This is a genomic window from Streptomyces sp. SAJ15, from assembly GCF_007595705.1.
In the GTDB taxonomy this organism is placed as follows: Bacteria; Actinomycetota; Actinomycetes; order Streptomycetales; family Streptomycetaceae; genus Streptomyces.
On the sequence record NZ_NISY01000001.1, the window covers coordinates 316,720 to 334,251 of the forward strand.

The 17,532-nt window shown below is 73.2% G+C and carries 13 protein-coding genes; 9 read left to right on the top strand and 4 right to left on the bottom strand.

Annotated elements, in window-relative coordinates:
- Window positions 1-18: 18 nt before the first annotated feature.
- The gene (locus CD790_RS01440; RefSeq protein ID WP_144381117.1) at window positions 19-729 is read left to right on the top strand and encodes an ATP-binding protein; all 711 of its coding nucleotides are present in this window, start codon (window positions 19-21) and stop codon (window positions 727-729) included.
- 9 nt (window positions 730-738) lie between these two features.
- On the opposite strand, the gene CD790_RS01445 is transcribed toward CD790_RS01440, so the two are convergent.
- Window positions 739-1,941, bottom strand: coding sequence for an SMI1/KNR4 family protein (locus tag CD790_RS01445; RefSeq protein WP_144381118.1), 1,203 nt, complete (start codon window positions 1,939-1,941; stop codon window positions 739-741).
- A gap of 160 nt (window positions 1,942-2,101) precedes the next feature.
- Between CD790_RS01445 and CD790_RS01450 the strand changes: the two genes are divergently transcribed.
- Together CD790_RS01450 and CD790_RS01455 are read left to right on the top strand one after the other, a co-directional pair.
- Complete coding sequence (locus CD790_RS01450; protein WP_144381119.1) at window positions 2,102-3,064, top strand: TIGR03619 family F420-dependent LLM class oxidoreductase; 963 nt, start codon at window positions 2,102-2,104, stop codon at window positions 3,062-3,064.
- A 48-nt stretch (window positions 3,065-3,112) separates the two neighbouring features.
- Window positions 3,113-3,898: an SDR family NAD(P)-dependent oxidoreductase gene (locus CD790_RS01455; protein ID WP_144381120.1), complete on the top strand. Its 786-nt coding sequence runs from the start codon at window positions 3,113-3,115 to the stop codon at window positions 3,896-3,898.
- Between the two features lie 124 nt (window positions 3,899-4,022).
- On the opposite strand, the gene CD790_RS01460 is transcribed toward CD790_RS01455, so the two are convergent.
- Both CD790_RS01460 and CD790_RS01465 read right to left on the bottom strand, forming a co-directional pair.
- Window positions 4,023-4,439, bottom strand: a complete 417-nt coding sequence (locus CD790_RS01460; protein WP_144381121.1) for a VOC family protein — start codon at window positions 4,437-4,439, stop codon at window positions 4,023-4,025.
- A gap of 48 nt (window positions 4,440-4,487) precedes the next feature.
- Window positions 4,488-5,306 (bottom strand): helix-turn-helix transcriptional regulator, encoded by an 819-nt coding sequence (locus tag CD790_RS01465; protein ID WP_144381122.1) that lies wholly within the window; start codon window positions 5,304-5,306, stop codon window positions 4,488-4,490.
- A gap of 264 nt (window positions 5,307-5,570) precedes the next feature.
- On the opposite strand from CD790_RS01465, the gene CD790_RS01470 reads away from it, so the two are divergent.
- From CD790_RS01470 to CD790_RS01485, 4 genes are all read left to right on the top strand, one after another.
- On the top strand, window positions 5,571-6,872 hold the full coding sequence (locus CD790_RS01470) for an MFS transporter (protein WP_144381838.1): 1,302 nt from the start codon (window positions 5,571-5,573) through the stop codon (window positions 6,870-6,872).
- A 114-nt stretch (window positions 6,873-6,986) separates the two neighbouring features.
- On the top strand, window positions 6,987-8,111 hold the full coding sequence (locus CD790_RS01475) for an LLM class flavin-dependent oxidoreductase (RefSeq protein WP_144381123.1): 1,125 nt from the start codon (window positions 6,987-6,989) through the stop codon (window positions 8,109-8,111).
- Window positions 8,112-8,248: 137 nt separating this feature from the next.
- On the top strand, window positions 8,249-9,991 hold the full coding sequence (locus CD790_RS01480; RefSeq protein ID WP_144381124.1) for an amidohydrolase family protein: 1,743 nt from the start codon (window positions 8,249-8,251) through the stop codon (window positions 9,989-9,991).
- A gap of 215 nt (window positions 9,992-10,206) precedes the next feature.
- Window positions 10,207-11,832, top strand: coding sequence for an APC family permease (locus CD790_RS01485; protein ID WP_144381125.1), 1,626 nt, complete (start codon window positions 10,207-10,209; stop codon window positions 11,830-11,832).
- 315 nt (window positions 11,833-12,147) lie between these two features.
- On the opposite strand, the gene CD790_RS01490 is transcribed toward CD790_RS01485, so the two are convergent.
- Window positions 12,148-13,707 carry a CehA/McbA family metallohydrolase gene (locus tag CD790_RS01490; protein WP_144381126.1) on the bottom strand — a complete coding sequence of 520 codons (1,560 nt, stop codon included), beginning with the start codon at window positions 13,705-13,707 and terminating at the stop codon, window positions 12,148-12,150.
- A 181-nt stretch (window positions 13,708-13,888) separates the two neighbouring features.
- On the opposite strand from CD790_RS01490, the gene CD790_RS01495 reads away from it, so the two are divergent.
- Complete coding sequence (locus CD790_RS01495) at window positions 13,889-14,743, top strand: TIGR03619 family F420-dependent LLM class oxidoreductase (RefSeq protein ID WP_144381839.1); 855 nt, start codon at window positions 13,889-13,891, stop codon at window positions 14,741-14,743.
- Window positions 14,744-14,912: 169 nt separating this feature from the next.
- The gene (locus tag CD790_RS01500; protein ID WP_144381127.1) at window positions 14,913-17,507 is read left to right on the top strand and encodes a bifunctional FO biosynthesis protein CofGH; all 2,595 of its coding nucleotides are present in this window, start codon (window positions 14,913-14,915) and stop codon (window positions 17,505-17,507) included.
- Window positions 17,508-17,532: the final 25 nt, after the last annotated feature.

A 17,532-nucleotide genomic window follows, 5' to 3' on the forward strand; every position in this document is an offset into this window, starting at 1 on the left:
TGCTAGAAGGGCAGTTACATGAAGCGCAGCAGCGCCTCCGTTGCCGCCGATCCGAAAAACATTCGAGAGCTACGCCGAACGGGTGTGGCCTGCCTGGCGCGTTGGGGGCTTCGGCGCCGGCTGGACGTCGTCGGGGTGGAGCTGCTGATCAGCGAAATAGTGACCAGCACGCTGGAACACCCTCGTGGCGAGATGGTGACCCTCACGCTCACGTACGCGGAGAGCGACCGCGAGCTGCTGATCGAGGTGGGTGACCGTACGCCGGGGCAGGCGCGGGCCCGTGGGGTGTTCACCATGGCGGCCGTGGCGCGGGCGTGGGGTACCAGCCATGGCGGGGTGCGGACCTGGTCCACGGTGCCGGTGGTGCGGGACAGCTACGACTGGGCGCACATCGAGCGCGCGCTGCGCACATACGACCGGGACCGCATCCTGGAGGCCATCGCGTACGCGGAGAGCGCGGAGGGCGCGGAGGGCGCGGAGGTGGACCCGCGCACTTGGCGCTCCGTGCTGCGCGTGCTGCGCGGGTCGACGCGGACGCTCCTGTCGTACGGCGAGGCGTACTACACCGGGCTCGCGCCCGGCGACCCCGGTCGGGAGACGCTGCGGTTGTTCCTCGACCGGGTGCGGAGTCTGCGCGACGCGCCGGAAGCCGACTGGCGGGAGTGCCTGGCCGTGCTTCCGACGCTGCTGCGGTACGCCGACTGCGTCTGCGTGAAGGTGGGCTGGTGAGCCTCCGACTCAGGAGCCCCGGCGCGTGGAGAGGATCTCGCGGCCGCGCTCCTCGGTGATCATCTCGGCCAGGGCGGGGTGCGCCCGGAGCGCGACCGGCGCGATGTGGTCCTCGCTGATCGGGCGCCAGAGCGCGATGGCCGCCCGGAGCGCGGGCCACAGGGCGTCCTGGGTCCGTTCGTCGGGCCCCTCGGCGTCCAGCCGGTCGAGGATGTCGTGCACCGCCGCGTCGAACTCCGGATTGCCGTACGTCAGGCGGTTCGGGTCGAACTCGTCGGGGTCGAAGGCGAGGGCTATCGCGCGCCCCTCCTCCAGGCCGCCGTTCTTGAGGAGGCTCAGAGTGGTGCTCCCCCACATCGGGGCCTGCCGCTCCTCCGCGTAGACCAGCGGGAGCAGCTCGCGGGTGAAGAGGGGCGTGTGCAGGAAGTCCGCCCGCTCCTCCTTGACGACGGCGACCCTGTCCAGGCGGATGGTGTCCGTGTCGCCGAGCATGGCGAGGATCTGGAAGCGCAGCAGGCGGGCCCGGTCGCTGCCGAACCGGGACGCCTCCTCCAGCACCGCCAGGGGCGCCTCCACCTCACCGGCGAGCGCGGCGAGCCGGGCCCGCTCGACCTCCGCGTCCCAGTGGTCGCGGGTGGCGCCCGGCGGGCGGCGGAGGGCGTGGAAGGAGACGTACTGGTCGTGCATGAGGTCGTGGAAGGAGTCGAAGCGCTCGGGGCCGCTGCCCGACCACGAGGCGAGCCAGTAGGCGGCCCACTCGCCGCGCTCGTCGACGTCCTCGGGGTCGAGGAGCATGACGGCGGCGTCGCCTTCGAGGGACAGCCGCAGGGAGCGGGCCAGGATCCTGCCCTCCGGCTCCTCGTCCTCCTCCTCGTCGAAGAACTCGGTGTCGCTGTACGCCTCGATCCAGCCGGAGTCCTCGTCGGCGTCGGCCAGCCAGGCGAGCTCGGCGGCGCCCGCGAGGCGGTAGATGAAGACCCCCGCGTCCCGCCACCCGTCGGTGGTCAGCAGGAACTCGCGGAGCGAGGGCGGCAGCGCGCGGCCCAGGCGGGCCTCGGCGGCCGCGACCTCCTCGGCCGTCGCCGGGGCGAACCCGAGCCAGCGGTCCCGCGCGACCTCGGCCTCCAGCGGCTGGTCCCGCTCGGGGTCGTGCGCGTCGACCCACTCCTCGCTCCAGCGCTTCAGGAACGGTCGCCACTGCTCGCGGTTCATGGGGTGCTCTGCCCTCTCCGTATCGGGGTCACTCGCGTCAAGGACAGCACGGGGGACTGACACGGTTCCCCGCGCGTCGGCCTCCTCGACCCCCCTTGTCTGATGGCGCGTCAGGTATCACGATGGCGGTGGTCCGGCCGGGACGGCGCGGGGAGGCGGCATGCGGGTCCTTCCGAAGGGGCGACTGAGCTACGGCATGCAGCTGCCCGTCCAGTCGCAGAGCACCCTGTACGCGGAGGGCTGGGAGGCCGAGGCGGGGCCGGCCGAGCTGGTGGCGGTGGCGCGGGCGGCGGACCGACTGGGCTTCGCCTACATCGGCTGCTGCGACCACGTGGCCATCCCGCGGCGGCTGGCGGCCGCGATGGGCACGGTCTGGTACGACCCGGTGGCCACCCTCGCGTATCTCGCGGCGGCCACCACCCGGGTGCGGCTGCTCAGCCATGTCGCCGTCGCGGCGCTGCGCCACCCGCTGCTGACCGCCAAGCAGTACGCGACGCTGGACCACCTCTCGGGTGGACGGCTGATCCTGGGGGTGGGCGCCGGGCACGTGGCGGAGGAGTTCGCGGCCCTCGGGGTGGACTTCCACGCCCGTGGCGCGCTGCTGGACGAGACGATCGACGCGCTCAAGGCGGCGCTCGGGCCGGAGGAGTTCCCGGAGTTCGCCGGGGAGCGCTTCGCCTTCGACGGGCTGGGGCAGGCGCCGCGGCCCGCGCAGCGGCCCAGGCCGCCGGTGTGGGTCGGCGGGTCCTCCCCGGCCGCCGTGCGCCGGGCGGCCGCACGCGGCGACGGCTGGCTGCCGCAGGGCGACCCGCGCGACCTGCTGGCCGGGCGGATCGTGCGGCTGCGGGCGCTGCGGGAGCGGGCCGCCGAGCACGATCCGGACTGTGCCGAGCCCGCCGAGATCGGGGCCATCACCGAGCCCTGCTACATCGGCGAACCCACCTGGCGCGTCGGACGGCGGACGCTGTGCGGCGGCGGGGAGCGGATCGCCGACTCGCTGCGCGGGTACGCCGCGCTCGGCGTGGACCAGATCCAGGTGCGCTTCCGCAGCCGGAACGTCCACGAACTGACCGACCAGATGGCCGCGTTCGCCGCGACGGTCGCACCACACCTCAACGACTAGCCGCCGCACCTCGACGGGCTAGCCGCACCTCGACGACGGGAGGCCGGTATGGGCAAGCTGGACGGGCGCGTGGTGATCGTCACCGGTGCGGCGCGCGGGCAGGGCGAGCAGGAGGCGCGGTTGTTCGTCGCCGAGGGCGCGCGGGTGGTGCTGACGGACGTGCTGGACGGGCAGGGCGAGGCGCTCGCCAAGGAGCTGGGGGAGAAGTCGGCGCGCTACGTCCATCTGGACGTGGCGGAGGAGGGTGACTGGGAGGCGGCCGTGGCCTTCGCCAAGCACGCCTTCGGGAAGGTCGACGGGCTGGTCAACAACGCCGGGATCCTGCGCTTCAACGAGCTGGCCGAGACCCCGCTGGCCGAGTTCGAGGCGGTGGTGCGGGTCAACCAGACCGGCACCTTCCTGGGGATGCGGGCCGTCGTGCCCGAGCTGGCCGCGGCCGGCGGCGGAACGATCGTCAACACCGCCTCGTACGTCGCCCTCTCCGGCATGGCGTTGCTCACGGCCTACGCGGCGAGCAAGGGCGCCGTGGTGGCGATGACGCGGGTGGCCGCGATAGAGCTGGCGGGGCGGGGGATCCGGGTCAACGCGATGTGCCCGGGGGCCGTCGACACGCCGATGACCAACCCCGCGCTGCTGGACCCGGACGCCGACCCGGCCGAGACGGCCCGCGCGGTGGACGAGCTCTACCGCAAGCTGGTGCCGCTCGCCCGGATCGGGCAGCCGCGCGAGATCGCCTCCCTCGCCCTCTTCCTCTCCTGTGCCGACTCCTCCTACATCACCGGACAGCCCTTCGTCGTCGACGGCGGCTGGCTGGCCGGGGCCTCGGTCGTGTAGGGCCTGGTCCGGCGGCCGATCGTCGACCCGCCGGAGACCCGCCGGAAGCCCGTCGGAGACCCCCCGGAGAACCGTGGGAGACCCGTCGGCGACCCGTGGGGGTCGTCGGCGCGCGGGCGTCGGATCAGCCGTGCTGTCCGCTGATGTTGACCATCCACGTGATGCCGAATCGGTCCGTGCACATGCCGAACACGTCGCCCCACATCTGCTTCTCCAGGGGGACGGACACGGTGCCGCCATCGGACAGCTTGTCCCAGTAGCCACGCAGTTCCGCCGCGTCGTCGCCGCTCAGGCTCACCGAGATGTTGTTCCCGGGGCGGTGCTCCGCACCGGGCGGACTGTCGGCGCCCATCAGCGTGAAGCCGCTGGCGGTCTCCAACATGGCGTGCATGATCCTGTCGGCGTATCCGGGGGGTGCCTCGGCGCCGAAGGCGTCGTAGGTGTTGACGGCCAGGCCCCCGCCGAAGACCTCCTGGTAGAACTCCATGGCCTGCTTCGCGTCGCCGGAGAAGCTGATGTACGGGTTGAGGCGAGAAGTCACGGATAACCCCAATCGTGACGAAAGGTCGGTTCGGGCAGCCTACGTGCGTCAGCGGCGAAGTCGGACGACCGGAGCGTCGTGGTCACTCCCGTGTGGTCCGTGTGGCCCGTGCCCGTGTGGCCCGTGGCGGCGGTTGTGGGTGCCGGGGGTGTAGCCGAACGCGCGGTGGAAGACGTCGATGAAGGCGCTGGCGGAGGACCAGCCGCAGCGATGGGCGACGGTGGTCACCGGCACGTCGTCGGCGAGCAGACGCAGGGCGTGGTAGAGGCGCAGCTGGGTGCGCCACTGCGGGAACGTCATGCCCAGGTCCCGGCGGAAGAGACGGCTCAGGGTCCGCTCTCCGGTGCCGGTGGCGGCGCCCAGCCCCGCCAGCGTGCGCGGATCGGCGGGGTCGCGGTGCAGCAGCTCGCAGACCGCCGCCAGCCGGGGATCGGCGGGGGCGGGCAGCTGGACGGGCTGCTGTGGTGAGGCGCGCAGTTGGTCGAGGAGGACCGCGCGCAGCCGCCCCCGCTCGGGAGTGTCGTCGTGGGGGTCGCGCGTGTAGGCGAGGATCAGCTCGCGCAGCAGCGGGCTGACGGTGAGGACGGTGGGGGCCTCCAGCCCGAGCGGGTTGGTGTCGGCGGGCAGGCCGAGCAGACGCAGGTCGAGGTGGCCGTAGGCGCGGTGGGCGTGCGCGCAGCCGGCGGGCACCCAGATGGCGCGGGTGCCGGGGGCGAACCAGGTGCCCGCGTCGGTGGTGACGGCCAGGACGCCGGAGCCGGCGTAGATGATCTGGTGGTCGTCGTGGCGGTGCGCGTCGATGCTCTCGCCCGGGGCGAGCGTCCGGGTGCTGGTGGGCGCCTCGGGGGTGTGGCGGATAACCGGCATACTTTGGCACTTTATCGAAAGCGCGCCAGGGTGCGGCGTGGCGACGATGGCCGGGTGTCGACGAATCAGACCTCCCGAGAGCCGATCCCCGAGTTCCCCACGTCCTCTCGTACGTCCCGTCGTGTGTCCCTTGGTGCGTCCCTCCGTGCGCGCTCCGGTACGTCCTCCTGGCGGCTCCGGCGGCGGAACGACCGCCGGGCCGCGCGACCGGCGGCGCGGCGGCGCCCGTGGTGGGGCGCTCGCACCTCCCCGCGCTTCGGGCCCATCGGGCTGCTGTCCCTGGGCCACGCCTGCGTGGACGTCTACCAGGGCGCGGTGGCCGCGCTGGTGCCCTACTTCGTCGCCGAGCGGGCCTACGGCTACGCCGCCGCGTCCGGCATCGTGCTGGCGGCCTCGCTGCTCTCGTCCGTGGTGCAGCCGCTGTTCGGGGTGCTCACCGATCGATGGCCCATGCCGTGGCTGCTGCCGGTCGCCGTCCTCGTCGGCGGTTCCGGCGTCGCGCTCGCCGGCGTCGGCGACTCCTACGCCCTCACCCTGCTGGCCGTGGCGGTGTCCGGGATCGGCGTCGCCGCCTACCACCCGGAGGCGGCCCGGGTGGCGCGGGTGGCCGGCCGGGGTAGCCACACCGCGATGAGCTGGTTCTCCCTCGGTGGCAACCTCGGCTTCGCCGTGGCGCCGCTGCTGGTCTCCGCCGTCGTCGCCACCGGCGGCCTGCGCGCCTCCCCACTGCTTCTCCTCCCCGCCCTCGCCGGCACGGCGCTGTGCGTGGTCGCGCTGCGCCGACTCGCCCCGACCGCCGTGGCGTCGCCGGCCGTTCGCGCGCCGGGCACGGAGGATGCCGCCGGTCGGGACGACTGGGCCTCCTTCGCCCGGCTGTCCGGCGCCGTGGTGTGCCGCTCGATCGTCTTCGTCGGCCTGGGCGCGTTCGTGTCGCTGTACGTGCGGCAGCGCACCGGAGGCGGGGAGGTCTCCGGAACCGTGGCCCTGTTCGTCCTCTACCTCGGGGGCGCGGTCGGCACGGTGGCCGGCGGGCGGCTCGCCACCCGCTTCGGCCGCCTGCCCGTCGTGCGCTGGTCCTACGCCCTGACCGTCCTCGCCGTGGCCGGCGTCGTCTTCGTGCCCGGCCCGCCGCTCTATCTGTTCGTCGCCCTCACCTCCGCCGGGCTGTACGTGCCCTTCTCCCTCCACGTCACCCTGGGCCAGGACTATCTGCCCCGGCGGATGGGGACCGCCAGCGGCGTCACCCTCGGTCTGACCGTGAGCGTCGGCGGTCTCGCCAGCCCGCTCGTCGGCGCCGCCGCCGACGCCGTCTCGCTCCAGGCCGCCCTCGCGCCGCTGATCGCGCTGCCCGCGCTCGGCTGGCTCCTGCTGCGCCCCCTGGAGGAGCCCGTGACGCCGGAGCGGCCGCCGGGGCCCGGGGTGGCCACGGACCCCGGGGAGACCGCGGGCGCCGGGGCGGTCACGGGCGCCGGGGTGGCCGCGGGCGCCGGGGTGGCCACGGAGGCCGGGACGGCCACGGACGCCGGGGTGGACCACGCCGCCTCCTCCTCCCGTACGCCGTCTTGACCTCTGCCGGGGCCGGTGCCAGAGTCGGTCGACATCTGATATCTGACGCAGCGTCAGATCGAGGGGTGTCTGCGTCAGGCCGAGTGGTTCGGCGGACCGAGGCGGTGAACCTCCGTGGAGTTCGGGATCTTTGTCCAGGGGTACGTCCCCAGGAGTCGGCGCCGGGACGACCCCGAAGCCGAGCACCATGTGCTGCTTGAGGAGAGCGAGTACGTCATCCAGGCCGACCGGTCCGGCTTCAAGTACGCCTGGGCCAGTGAGCACCACTTCCTCGACGAGTACTCCCATCTGTCCGCCAACGACGTCTTCCTCGGCTATCTCGCCCACGCCACCGATCGCATCCACCTCGGCTCCGGGATCTTCAACCCGCTGCCGCAGGTCAACCACCCGGCCAAGGTCGCCGAGAAGGCCGCCATGCTGGACCACCTCTCGGGCGGGCGCTTCGAGTTCGGCACCGGGCGCGGCGCCGGCAGCCACGAGATCCTCGGCTTCCTGCCGGGCATCACCGACATGGACCGCACCAAGGAGATCTGGGAGGAGACCATCGCCGAGTTCCCCAGGATGTGGCTCCAGGAGGAGTACCAGGGGTTCTCGGGTCGGTACTGGTCGCTGCCGCCCCGCCGGGTGCTGCCCAAGCCGTACGGCCCGGCGCACCCGGCCATGTGGTACGCCGCCGGCTCCCCGTCCTCGTACGCCATGGCGGCCGGCAAGGGGCTCGGGGTGCTCGGCTTCAGCGTGCAGAAGGTCTCCGACATGGAGTGGGTCCTGGAGGCGTACAAGACCGCGATCGCCCGCGCCCGGCCGGTCGGCGGCTTCGTCAACGACAACGTCATGGTGACCTCGACCGCCGTCTGCGCGGAGACCCACCAGGAGGCGGTGCGGGTGGCGGCAGCGGGCGGACTGCACTACCTCCAGTCGCTGCTCTTCCGCTACCACGACACCTTCCCCCGGCCCGAGGGCATCCCCGAGTGGCCGCAGCTGCTCCCGGAGTACACCGAGGAGATCATCGAGCTGCTCATCGCCGAGGAGCTGATGATCTGCGGCGACCCCGACGAGGTCTTCCGGCAGTGCAAGCGGTGGGAGCAGGCCGGTGCCGACCAGCTCGCCTTCGGGCTGCCGGTGGGCATTCCGTACCAGGACACCCTGAACACCATCCGCCTCATCGGCGAACACGTCATCCCCAAGATCGACACCGATCCCGTGCACCGCACCACCCGCTTCCGCCGGGCCGCCGGCTGACGGACGCCCGGCCGAGCCGGCCGAGCCGGCCGGACCAGCTGATCCGGCCCGGCACGGGCGACCCGCGCCCGTCCGGCCCGCCGTCGCGGCCCGACCGCGCACCCACCCGCGCCCCATCGCCGTGAAGGGAGCCGAACATGCTCGACCACCTCATCCGCGGAGCGACCCTCGTGGACGGCACCGGGGCGCCCGCGCGGGTGGCCGACGTCGGGCTGCGCGACGGGCGGGTCGCGGTCGTCGCGGCGGCCGGGGAGGCGGACGAACCGACGCGGAGCGTCGAGGACGCCACCGGGCTGGTGCTGACCCCCGGGTTCGTCGACCCGCACACGCACTACGACGCGCAACTGTTCTGGGACCCGTACGCCACCCCGTCGATGGGGCACGGGGTGACCAGCGTCGTCGGCGGCAACTGCGGCTTCACGCTCGCCCCGCTCCACCCCGACCGACCCGAGGACGCCGACTACACCCGGCGGATGATGAGCAAGGTCGAGGGGATGTCGCTGGTGGCCCTGGAAGAGGGGGCGCCGTGGAACTGGCACACCTTCGGGGAGTACCTGGACGCCCTGGAGGGGCGGATCGCCGTCAACGCCGGCTTCATGGTGGGGCACTGCGCGCTGCGACGCCATGTGATGGGGGCCGACGCGGTGGGCGGGCAGCCCACCGAGGCGCAGTTGGAGCGGATGCTCCGGCTGCTGCACGAGGCCATGGACGCCGGTGCCTGGGGGCTGTCCACCACGCAGTCGGGCACTCACACCGACGGGGACGGGCGGCCGGTCGCCTCCTGGCACGCCCGGCCGGAGGAGCTCGTCGCGCTGGCCCGGGCCGTGGGGGAGCACGAGGGGACCCAGATCGAGGCGATCGTGGCGGGCTGCCTGGACCGGTTCGCGGACCCGGAGATCGAGCTGCTGGTGGCGATGACCGCCGCCGCGGGCCGCCCGCTGAACTGGAACGTGCTCACCATCGACGCGGCCGCGCCCGAGCGGGTCCCGCGGCAGCTGGAGCCCAGCGCGGCGGCCCGCCGCGCGGGCGGTCGGATCGTGGCGCTGACCATGCCCATCCTCACCCCGATGAACATGTCGCTGGGCAGCTTCTGCGCCCTCAACCTGATCCCGGGGTGGGGCGAGGTGCTCGCCCTGCCGGTGCCGCGGCGCATCGAGCGGCTGCGGGACGCGCGGGTCCGCGCCGAGCTGCTGCGGCGCGCCGCGAGCCCGGAGGCGGGCGTCTTCCGACGGCTGGCCCACTTCGACCGGTACGTCGTCGGCGACACCTACGCACCGGCCAACGCGGGCCTGACCGGGCGCGTGGTGGGCGAGGTCGCGGCCGAGCGCGGGCAGGACCCCTTCCACTGCCTGGTGGAGATCTGCGCCGCGGACGAACTGCGCACCGTGCTGTGGCCGATGCCCGCCGACAACGACCCGGCCAGCTGGGAGCTGCGGCGGCGCACCTGGGAACACCCGGACGTGCTGCTGGGCGGCTCGGACGCCGGGGCGCACCTGGACCGGATGTGCGGCGCCCCGTACACCACCCGGTTCCTGGGGGACTGCCTGCGCGGCCGGCGGCTGGTGGGCCTGGAGCGGGCGGTGCGGATGCTGACCGACGACCCCGCGCGGCTGTTCGGGCTCCGCGAGCGCGGCCGGGTCGTCCCGGGCCACCACGCGGACCTGGTGCTCTTCGATCCGGAACGGATCGGTGCGGGACCCGCGACGCTGGTGCGCGACCTGCCCGGCGACAGCCCCCGGCTGGACTCGCGTCCCCGGGGCGTGGTGAGCGTGCGCGTGGGTGGGGTGGAGACCGTCCGAGACGAGGTGGCGACGGGTGCGGTGCCCGGGCGGGTGCTGCGCTCCGGACGGGACACGCGGAGCGTCCGTACCAAGGGATGAGACGGCCGCGGGAAAATTTTCCAGGGGGTAAATCGGACACCGCTGCGGTTTTCGTATGACGGAAGTGTCGAGTGATCCCTTCTGAATATCGGTCGGAGGAGGGATTTCCCTTTGCATCTCCTGATCGAAGTTCGTTTTCCGCCCCTTGATTAAAGGAATCCTTGGGGGAATCAAGTATTCCGGATGAGGAAACCGCAGCATTTAACGTCCTGTTCATGGTTCATGTGGAAGCGCGGCCTCAGGCCGGAGGCGCGGTACCCGGAGTCGGTCGGTGCGGCGCGGAGGCCGGGCGGGTCGGGGCCGCCGGGGACGGTGCGGCCGCCCGCGTACGCGGTGCGGAGGGCGTGCGGGCCAAGGGGCTCAGCGGCAACTCCGTAGGGCTGCTGGGAAACGCCGTCATCGGCATCTCCACCGTCGCCCCCGTCTACTGCCTGACCTCGACGCTCGGCCCCACGGTCGGCGAGGTGGGCCTCCAGATGCCCGCCGTCTTCCTGGCCGGCTTTCTGCCGATGCTGCTGGTGGCCTTCGCCTACCGCGAGCTGAACAAGGCGGTCCCCGACTGCGGCACGTCCTTCACCTGGACGGTGAAGGCATTCGGCCCCCGCATCGGCTGGATGTGCGGCTGGGGCCTGGTGATCGCCACCATCATCGTGCTCTCCAACCTCGCCGGCGTCGCCACCTCCTTCTTCTACCTGCTGCTCGGCGAGCTCACCGGCAGCGGATCGATCGCCGCCCTGGACGACAGCAAGCCCGTCCACGTCCTCACCTGCCTCGCCTTCATCGGCGTCGCCACCGCGATCAGCTACCGGGGGATGACCGCCACCAAGGGTGTGCAGTACGCCCTGGTCGGCCTCCAACTCCTGGTGCTGGCCGTCTTCGTCGCGATGGCGATCGGCAAGGCCCGCTCGGGCGACCTCCCCGGCTCCATCGACTTCTCCTGGACCTGGGTGAACCCCTTCGCCGTCCAGTCCTTCGCCGCCTTCACCGCCGGCCTCTCTCTGTCGATCTTCATGTTCTGGGGCTGGGACGCCTGCCTGACGGTCAACGAGGAGACCGCCGGCAGCGAGAAGACCCCCGGTCGGGCCGCGCTGCTCGCCATGGTGGTGCTGGTCGGCTCCTACCTGCTGACCGCGGTCGCCGCCCAGATGTTCTCCGGCGTCGGCGAGAAGGGCCTGGGCCTCGGCAACCCCGACACCTCCGACAACGTCTTCGCCGCGCTGGCCGACCCGGTCATGGGCACCGCACTGGGCGTGCTGCTCTTCGTCGCCGTGCTGGCCTCGGCCGCCGCCAGCCTCCAGACCACCTTCATCCCGGTCGCCCGCACCGTGCTGGCCATGAGCAGCTACCAGGCGCTGCCGCCGGCCTTCGCCAAGGTCCACCCCCGCTTCAAGTCCCCTGGTCTGGCCACCATCGCCGCGGGCGTCGCCACCGGTGTCTTCTACGCCGTGATGACCTTCCTGAGCGAGAACGTGCTGATCGACACGATCTACGCACTGGGCCTCATGATCTGCTTCTACTACGCGATCACCGCCTTCGCCTGTGCCTGGTACTTCCGCCGCGAGCTGCGCTCCTCCGTCCGCGCGGCGCTGTTCAAGGGCGTCTTCCCGGTCCTCGGCGGACTGCTGCTGGCCGCCGTCTTCGGCAAGACGCTGTACGACATGTGGGACCCCGCCTACGGCACCGGCAGCTCCGTCTTCGGCGTCGGCAGCGTCTTCGTCATCGGCGTGGGGCTGCTGCTGGTCGGTGTCGCGATCATGATGGTGATGCAGCGCCGCAGCCCCGCCTTCTTCCGCGGTGAGGTGCTCACCCGCAGCACCCCGGCGCTGGTCGTCGCCGACTAGACCCGAGGGCCGGTGTCCCGGGAGGTCCCCGGGGTGCGGCCCTCGCCGGCTGAGTTCCTCCGGGAGGTCCCCGGGGGAGCTCAGTCCCCCTCCGGGCCCCGGGCCGGCTCGGGGCCACTCAGCCCCGAGCCGGCCGCGGCGGCCCAGCCCCCGAGCCGGCCGCGGCGGCCCAGCCCCCGGCGCCTCGGCCGGGCGGTAGCTCAGCCCTCCGGCGCCTCGACCGGGTGGCGGTAGCTCGGCCTCCGGCACCCCGGCCGGTCGGCGCGGACCCGACGCCCCGACCCCCGGCCGGACGGCGGTAGCTCAGCCCTCCGCTCAGTCCTCGCCGAGGAAGACCGGATTGGTCATGGCGACCATCGGCCCCGGCAGCCCGGAGGCGCCGCCGTCCGCCGGGGCGCGGCGTATCTCGGCCCGGACGTACGCCGCGTACGAGGCCGTCGTCCGCCACTCCACCGTGCCCGACCCGGACTCGGGCAGCGCCGTCGTGTACAGCGGGCCCTGATCGGTGATGAACCGCGCCGAACAGCCCGGCCCGGCCCCGGAGACCTCCAGCCGCACCGTCACCGGATCCTTGGGGGCGACCCGCAGCCGGCCGCCGATGCCCGCGTGCCTTCCCCGGCCGCCCGCCGCCGAGAAGCGCAGATCGACCGCGGAGGACTCGGCCAGCCAACTGCGCCCCGCTCGAATCCCGTCCTGGATGGCGTCGCGCGAGAGCTCGTCCGCGAGCACCACGGTCTGCGGTGAGCCCACGGGCTGCGGCTCGCGGTGCGCGTCGCTGTCGCCCATCGCCGGGAGCCAGCGCCCGGCCCCCCGGACGGCCGCCACCAGGGTGTTGTCCCACTCCGCGATGCTCGCCTCGTCGTCCGGCCCGAACACGCCGTTCCAGACCTCCACCGCGTCCGCCTCGTTGAAGCCGAACTTCCAGTTGCAGCCGACGCAGGTGCCGTGCGGGTGCGCCGGGACGACCAGGCCGCCCGCCCGTCGGATCGCACGGGCGTAGCGCCCGAAGGCGTTGTCCCGGGCGCGGTAGCGCCAGTCGATGAAGGTGCCGGGGTCGAGGCCGAGGGCGAGCACGTGTCCGTTGCGCGTGGTGACCTCCTCCCCGGCGAGGATCAGCAGGTCGTCGCCCCACAGGCCGTCCCAGGCGCGATGCCCCGCATGGGTGTTGTGCTCGGTGGTGGCGATGAAGTCCAGCCCGGCGGCGCGGGCGGCGGCCGCCACCTCGGCGGGGGTGCGCCGCCCGTCGGAGTACACCGTGTGCAGATGGCAGTCGCCCCGGTACCAGGCCCGGCCGCGACCCCCGGCCCGCGGCGGCGGATATCCCGGCGCCGGGGTCTCGCCGGGCGGCCCGAACCGCAGCTCCACCGTCACCTCGTAGTCCAGGCCCTGCGGCGCCACCGTGTACGGACCCAGGACAACATGCCAGGTGCCCTGGCGCACCGGGCCGGGCAGATAGCCGGGGGTCGCCCGCTCCGCGCTGATGGCGAACTCCGAGCGCGCCCCGCCCGACCAGCCACGGAAGCCGCGCCCGCCCAGCTCGACACCCCGCTCGTCGAAGATGCCGATATCGCACGCGTTCCCCTGGGTGCCCGGGGGGACGGACGGCTTGTCGTACGTGTACGAAACGGCGATCTCGCGCACCCCGGCGGGCACTTCGACCGGCAGATAGACGAAGTCGGGAGCGCCGGTGGGCAGATGGCCCCGGACGGTGCGCTTCCGCTCCCGCCCGGCATCGCGCCCGCCGTCCCGCTCGGCGCCCGGCCCCTCACCCGCGCCGCCGGGATCCCGCGCATGCGCGAACGTCACGGGATCGAGCGTCAGCCCGCCCGTCGCGCCCGCGAGGGCCGACAGTCTCAGTACGTCTCGCCTTCGCATCCGGTGCCCCCCACAGATATCGGATCAGCCGAGAGTCGGAAGTGCCCCACGACACCGTTGTACGCCGGTGCGACGCGAAGCGAAACGCCTGTGGATAACTCGATGACGGTGCGGGAACATGCCCGCGACCAGAGCCGCCGTCCCACCGCCGACGCGGGAGGTGCCACGCGCCATGTCCACCTTGCGTATCGCCACCACCATCTTCCTCACGGACCGGACCATTCGGCCCGTCCGGCTCGCCCGAGAGCTGGAACAGCGGGGCTTCGCCGGCCTCTACCTCCCCGAGCACACGCACATCCCGGTCGCCCGGACCTCCCGCGCACCGGCCACCGGCGAGCCCGCGCCGAGCGAGTACGGCCGGATGCTCGACCCGTTCACCGCCCTCGCCCAGGCCGCCGCCGTCACCGAGCGGCTGGCGCTGGCCACCGGTGTCACCCTGGTCGCCCAGCACGACCCGATCGCCCTCGCCAAGCGGGTCGCCACCCTCGACTTCCTCAGCGACGGCCGTCTCACCCTCGGCGTCGGCTTCGGCTGGAACCGGGAGGAGGCGGCCGACCACGGTGTGGACTGGTCCGCCCGGCGCCGCCTGGTCGCCGACCGGATGGCGCTGATGCGGGCGCTGTGGTCGCCGGAGCCCACGGCGTACGAGGGAGAGTTCGGCTCGGTGCGGGCCAGCCACGCCCACCCCAAACCCGGCCGCGACCGGCCCGCGGGAGACCCGCTGACCGGCCCGCGCACCCTCCTCGGCGGCGGCGCGGGCCCCACGCTCTTCGCTCACATCGCCCGCTACGCCGACGGCTGGCTGCCCACCGGCGGCCGCGGGCTGACCCAGAACCTCCCCGTGCTGCGCCGGGCGTGGGAGGAGGCGGGGCGCGACCCGGCGGCGCTCACGGTGGTCCCCTACGGCGTGCTGCCCTCGGCGGGAAAGCTCGCGCACTACCGCGATCTGGGGATCGCGGAGGTGGTCGTCCAGCTTCCGCCGGGCGAGGAGGGGGAGGTACTGCGGACGCTGGACGCCTACGCGCAGTTTCTGTGAGGGAGCGCGCCGGCGGTCCGGTGGCGAGTTCGTCCGGGTGGACGGGGCACGCGGGACAGAAGTCGGCGGCGGACTTCCCCCGACCGGGTGAAACAGGCCGTGACCAGCCCCACACCATCCGCCGCACGGCGACCCGGGAGTTGTCGCCGCTCGCTCGTATGCTCGGGGGATGACCACCAGCGCGCAGGGAACGCCGTCGCCCGCCCCCACCGCCAACGCCATGCGACGCGCGCTCAAGCGCGCCCGTGACGGGGTCGCGCTGGACGTCGCCGAGGCGGCGGTGCTGCTCCAGGCGCGCGGTGCGGACCTGGAGGACCTGTGCGCCTCCGCCGCGCGGGTGCGGGACGCGGGCCTGGAGGCCGCGGGCCGACCCGGCGTCATCACGTACTCCAAGAGCGTCTTCATCCCGCTCACCCGGCTGTGCCGCGACAAGTGCCACTACTGCACCTTCGCCACCGTGCCCGGAAAGCTGCGTCGCGCGGGGCACGGCATGTTCATGTCCCCGGACGAGGTGCTGGCCATCGCCCGCCGCGGGGCCGAACTGGGCTGCAAGGAAGCGCTCATCACCCTGGGCGACAAGCCGGAGGACCGCTGGCCCGAGGCGCGCGAATGGCTGGAGGCCGCGGGGTACGACGACACCATCGCCTACGTCCGCGCGATCTCCATCCGCATCCTGGAGGAGACCGGGCTGCTGCCGCACCTGAACCCCGGCGTGATGTCCTGGACCGACTTCCAGCGGCTCAAGCCGGTCGCCCCCTCGATGGGCATGATGCTGGAGACCACCGCGACGCGGCTGTGGAGTGAGCCCGGCGGGCCGCACCACGGCTCCCCGGACAAGGAGCCGGCCGTTCGACTGCGCGTCCTGGAGGACGCCGGCCGCAGCTCCGTCCCGTTCACCAGCGGGCTGCTGATCGGGATCGGGGAGACCTACGAGGAGCGGGCGGAGTCGCTGTTCGCACTGCGCCGCGTCGCCCGCGCGTACCACGGCATCCAGGAGCTGATCCTGCAGAACTTCCGCGCCAAGCCGGACACGGCGATGCGCGGCATGCCCGACGCCGAGCTGGACGAACTGGTCGCCACCGTCGCCGTCGCCCGGCACATCATGGGCCCCTCCGGCTGCCTCCAGGCGCCGCCGAACCTGGTGGACGCCGAGTACGTCCGGCTCATCCGCGCGGGCATCGACGACTGGGGCGGCGTCTCCCCGCTCACCCCGGACCACGTCAACCCCGAGCGCCCCTGGCCGCAGATCGAGGAACTCGCCGCGCGGTCGGCCGCCGCCGGCTTCGCACTGCGCGAGCGTCTCTGTGTCTACCCGGAGTTCGTCCAGCGCGGCGAGCCCTGGCTGGACCCGCGGCTGCTGCCGCACGTCCGCGCGCTGGCCGACCCGGAGAGCGGGCTGGCACGCGAGGACGCCGTGGTGGAGGGCCGGCCCTGGCAGGAGCCTGAGGAGGCGTTCACCGCCTCCGGCCGCACCGAGCTGCACCGCACCATCGACACCGAGGGCCGAACCTCCGACCGCCGGGACGACTTCGACGAGGTCTACGGCGACTGGGAGGCGCTGCGCGAGGCGGCGGCGCCGGGCATGGTGCCGCAGCGCATCGACGCGGACGTCCGCGCGGCCCTGTCGGTGGCCGCCGACGACCCCACCAAGCTCACCGACCCGGAGGCGCTGGCGCTGCTGCACGCGGACGGCCCGGCGCTGGACGCCCTGTGCCGGATCGCGGACGACCTGCGCCGGGCGGTCGTCGGCGACGAGGTGACGTACATCGTCACCCGCAACATCAACTTCACCAACGTCTGCTACACCGGCTGCCGGTTCTGCGCCTTCGCTCAGCGCCGGACCGACGCCGACGCCTACACCCTGTCGCTGTCCCAGGTCGCGGACCGCGCGGAGCAGGCGTGGGAGGTGGGCGCGGTGGAGGTCTGCATGCAGGGCGGCATCCACCCCGACCTGCCCGGGACCGCCTACTTCGACATCGCCCGCGCGGTCAAGGAGCGGGTGCCCGGCATGCATGTGCACGCCTTCTCGCCCATGGAGGTCGTCAACGGCGCCAGCCGCACCGGGCTGTCCATCCGGGAGTGGTTGACCGCGGCGAAGGAGGCGGGCCTGGACTCCATCCCCGGAACCGCCGCCGAGATCCTCGACGACGAGGTGCGCTGGATCCTCACCAAGGGCAAGCTGCCGACCGCCACCTGGGTGGAGGTCGTCAAGACCGCCCACCGACTCGGCCTTCGCTCCTCCTCGACGATGATGTACGGCCATGTGGACCAGCCGCGCCACTGGCTGTCACATCTGCGGCTGCTGGCGGAGATCCAGCAGGAGACGGGCGGCTTCACGGAGTTCGTGACGCTCCCGTTCATCCACACCAACGCCCCGGTCTACCTCGCCGGGATCGCCCGCCCCGGCCCCACCGTCCGCGACAACCGCGCGGTCACCGCCATGGCCCGCCTGCTGCTCCACCCGCACATCACCAACATCCAGACCAGCTGGGTGAAGTTGGGCACCGAGGGCGCAGCCGAGATGCTTCGGTCCGGAGCCAACGACCTGGGCGGCACGCTCATGGAGGAGACCATCTCCCGTATGGCGGGCTCCTCCTACGGCTCCTACCGCTCCATCCGCGACCTGGTCGCCATCGCCGACGCCGCCGGCCGTCCGGCCCGGCCCCGGACCACCACCTACGGCGAGGTCCCGGAGGAGCGGCAGCGGGCGGCGCTGGCCTCGGACGGACACCTGCCGGAGCTGCTCCCCGTGCTGGAGGACTGAGCCTGCGCCGATCACCGACCCGTGC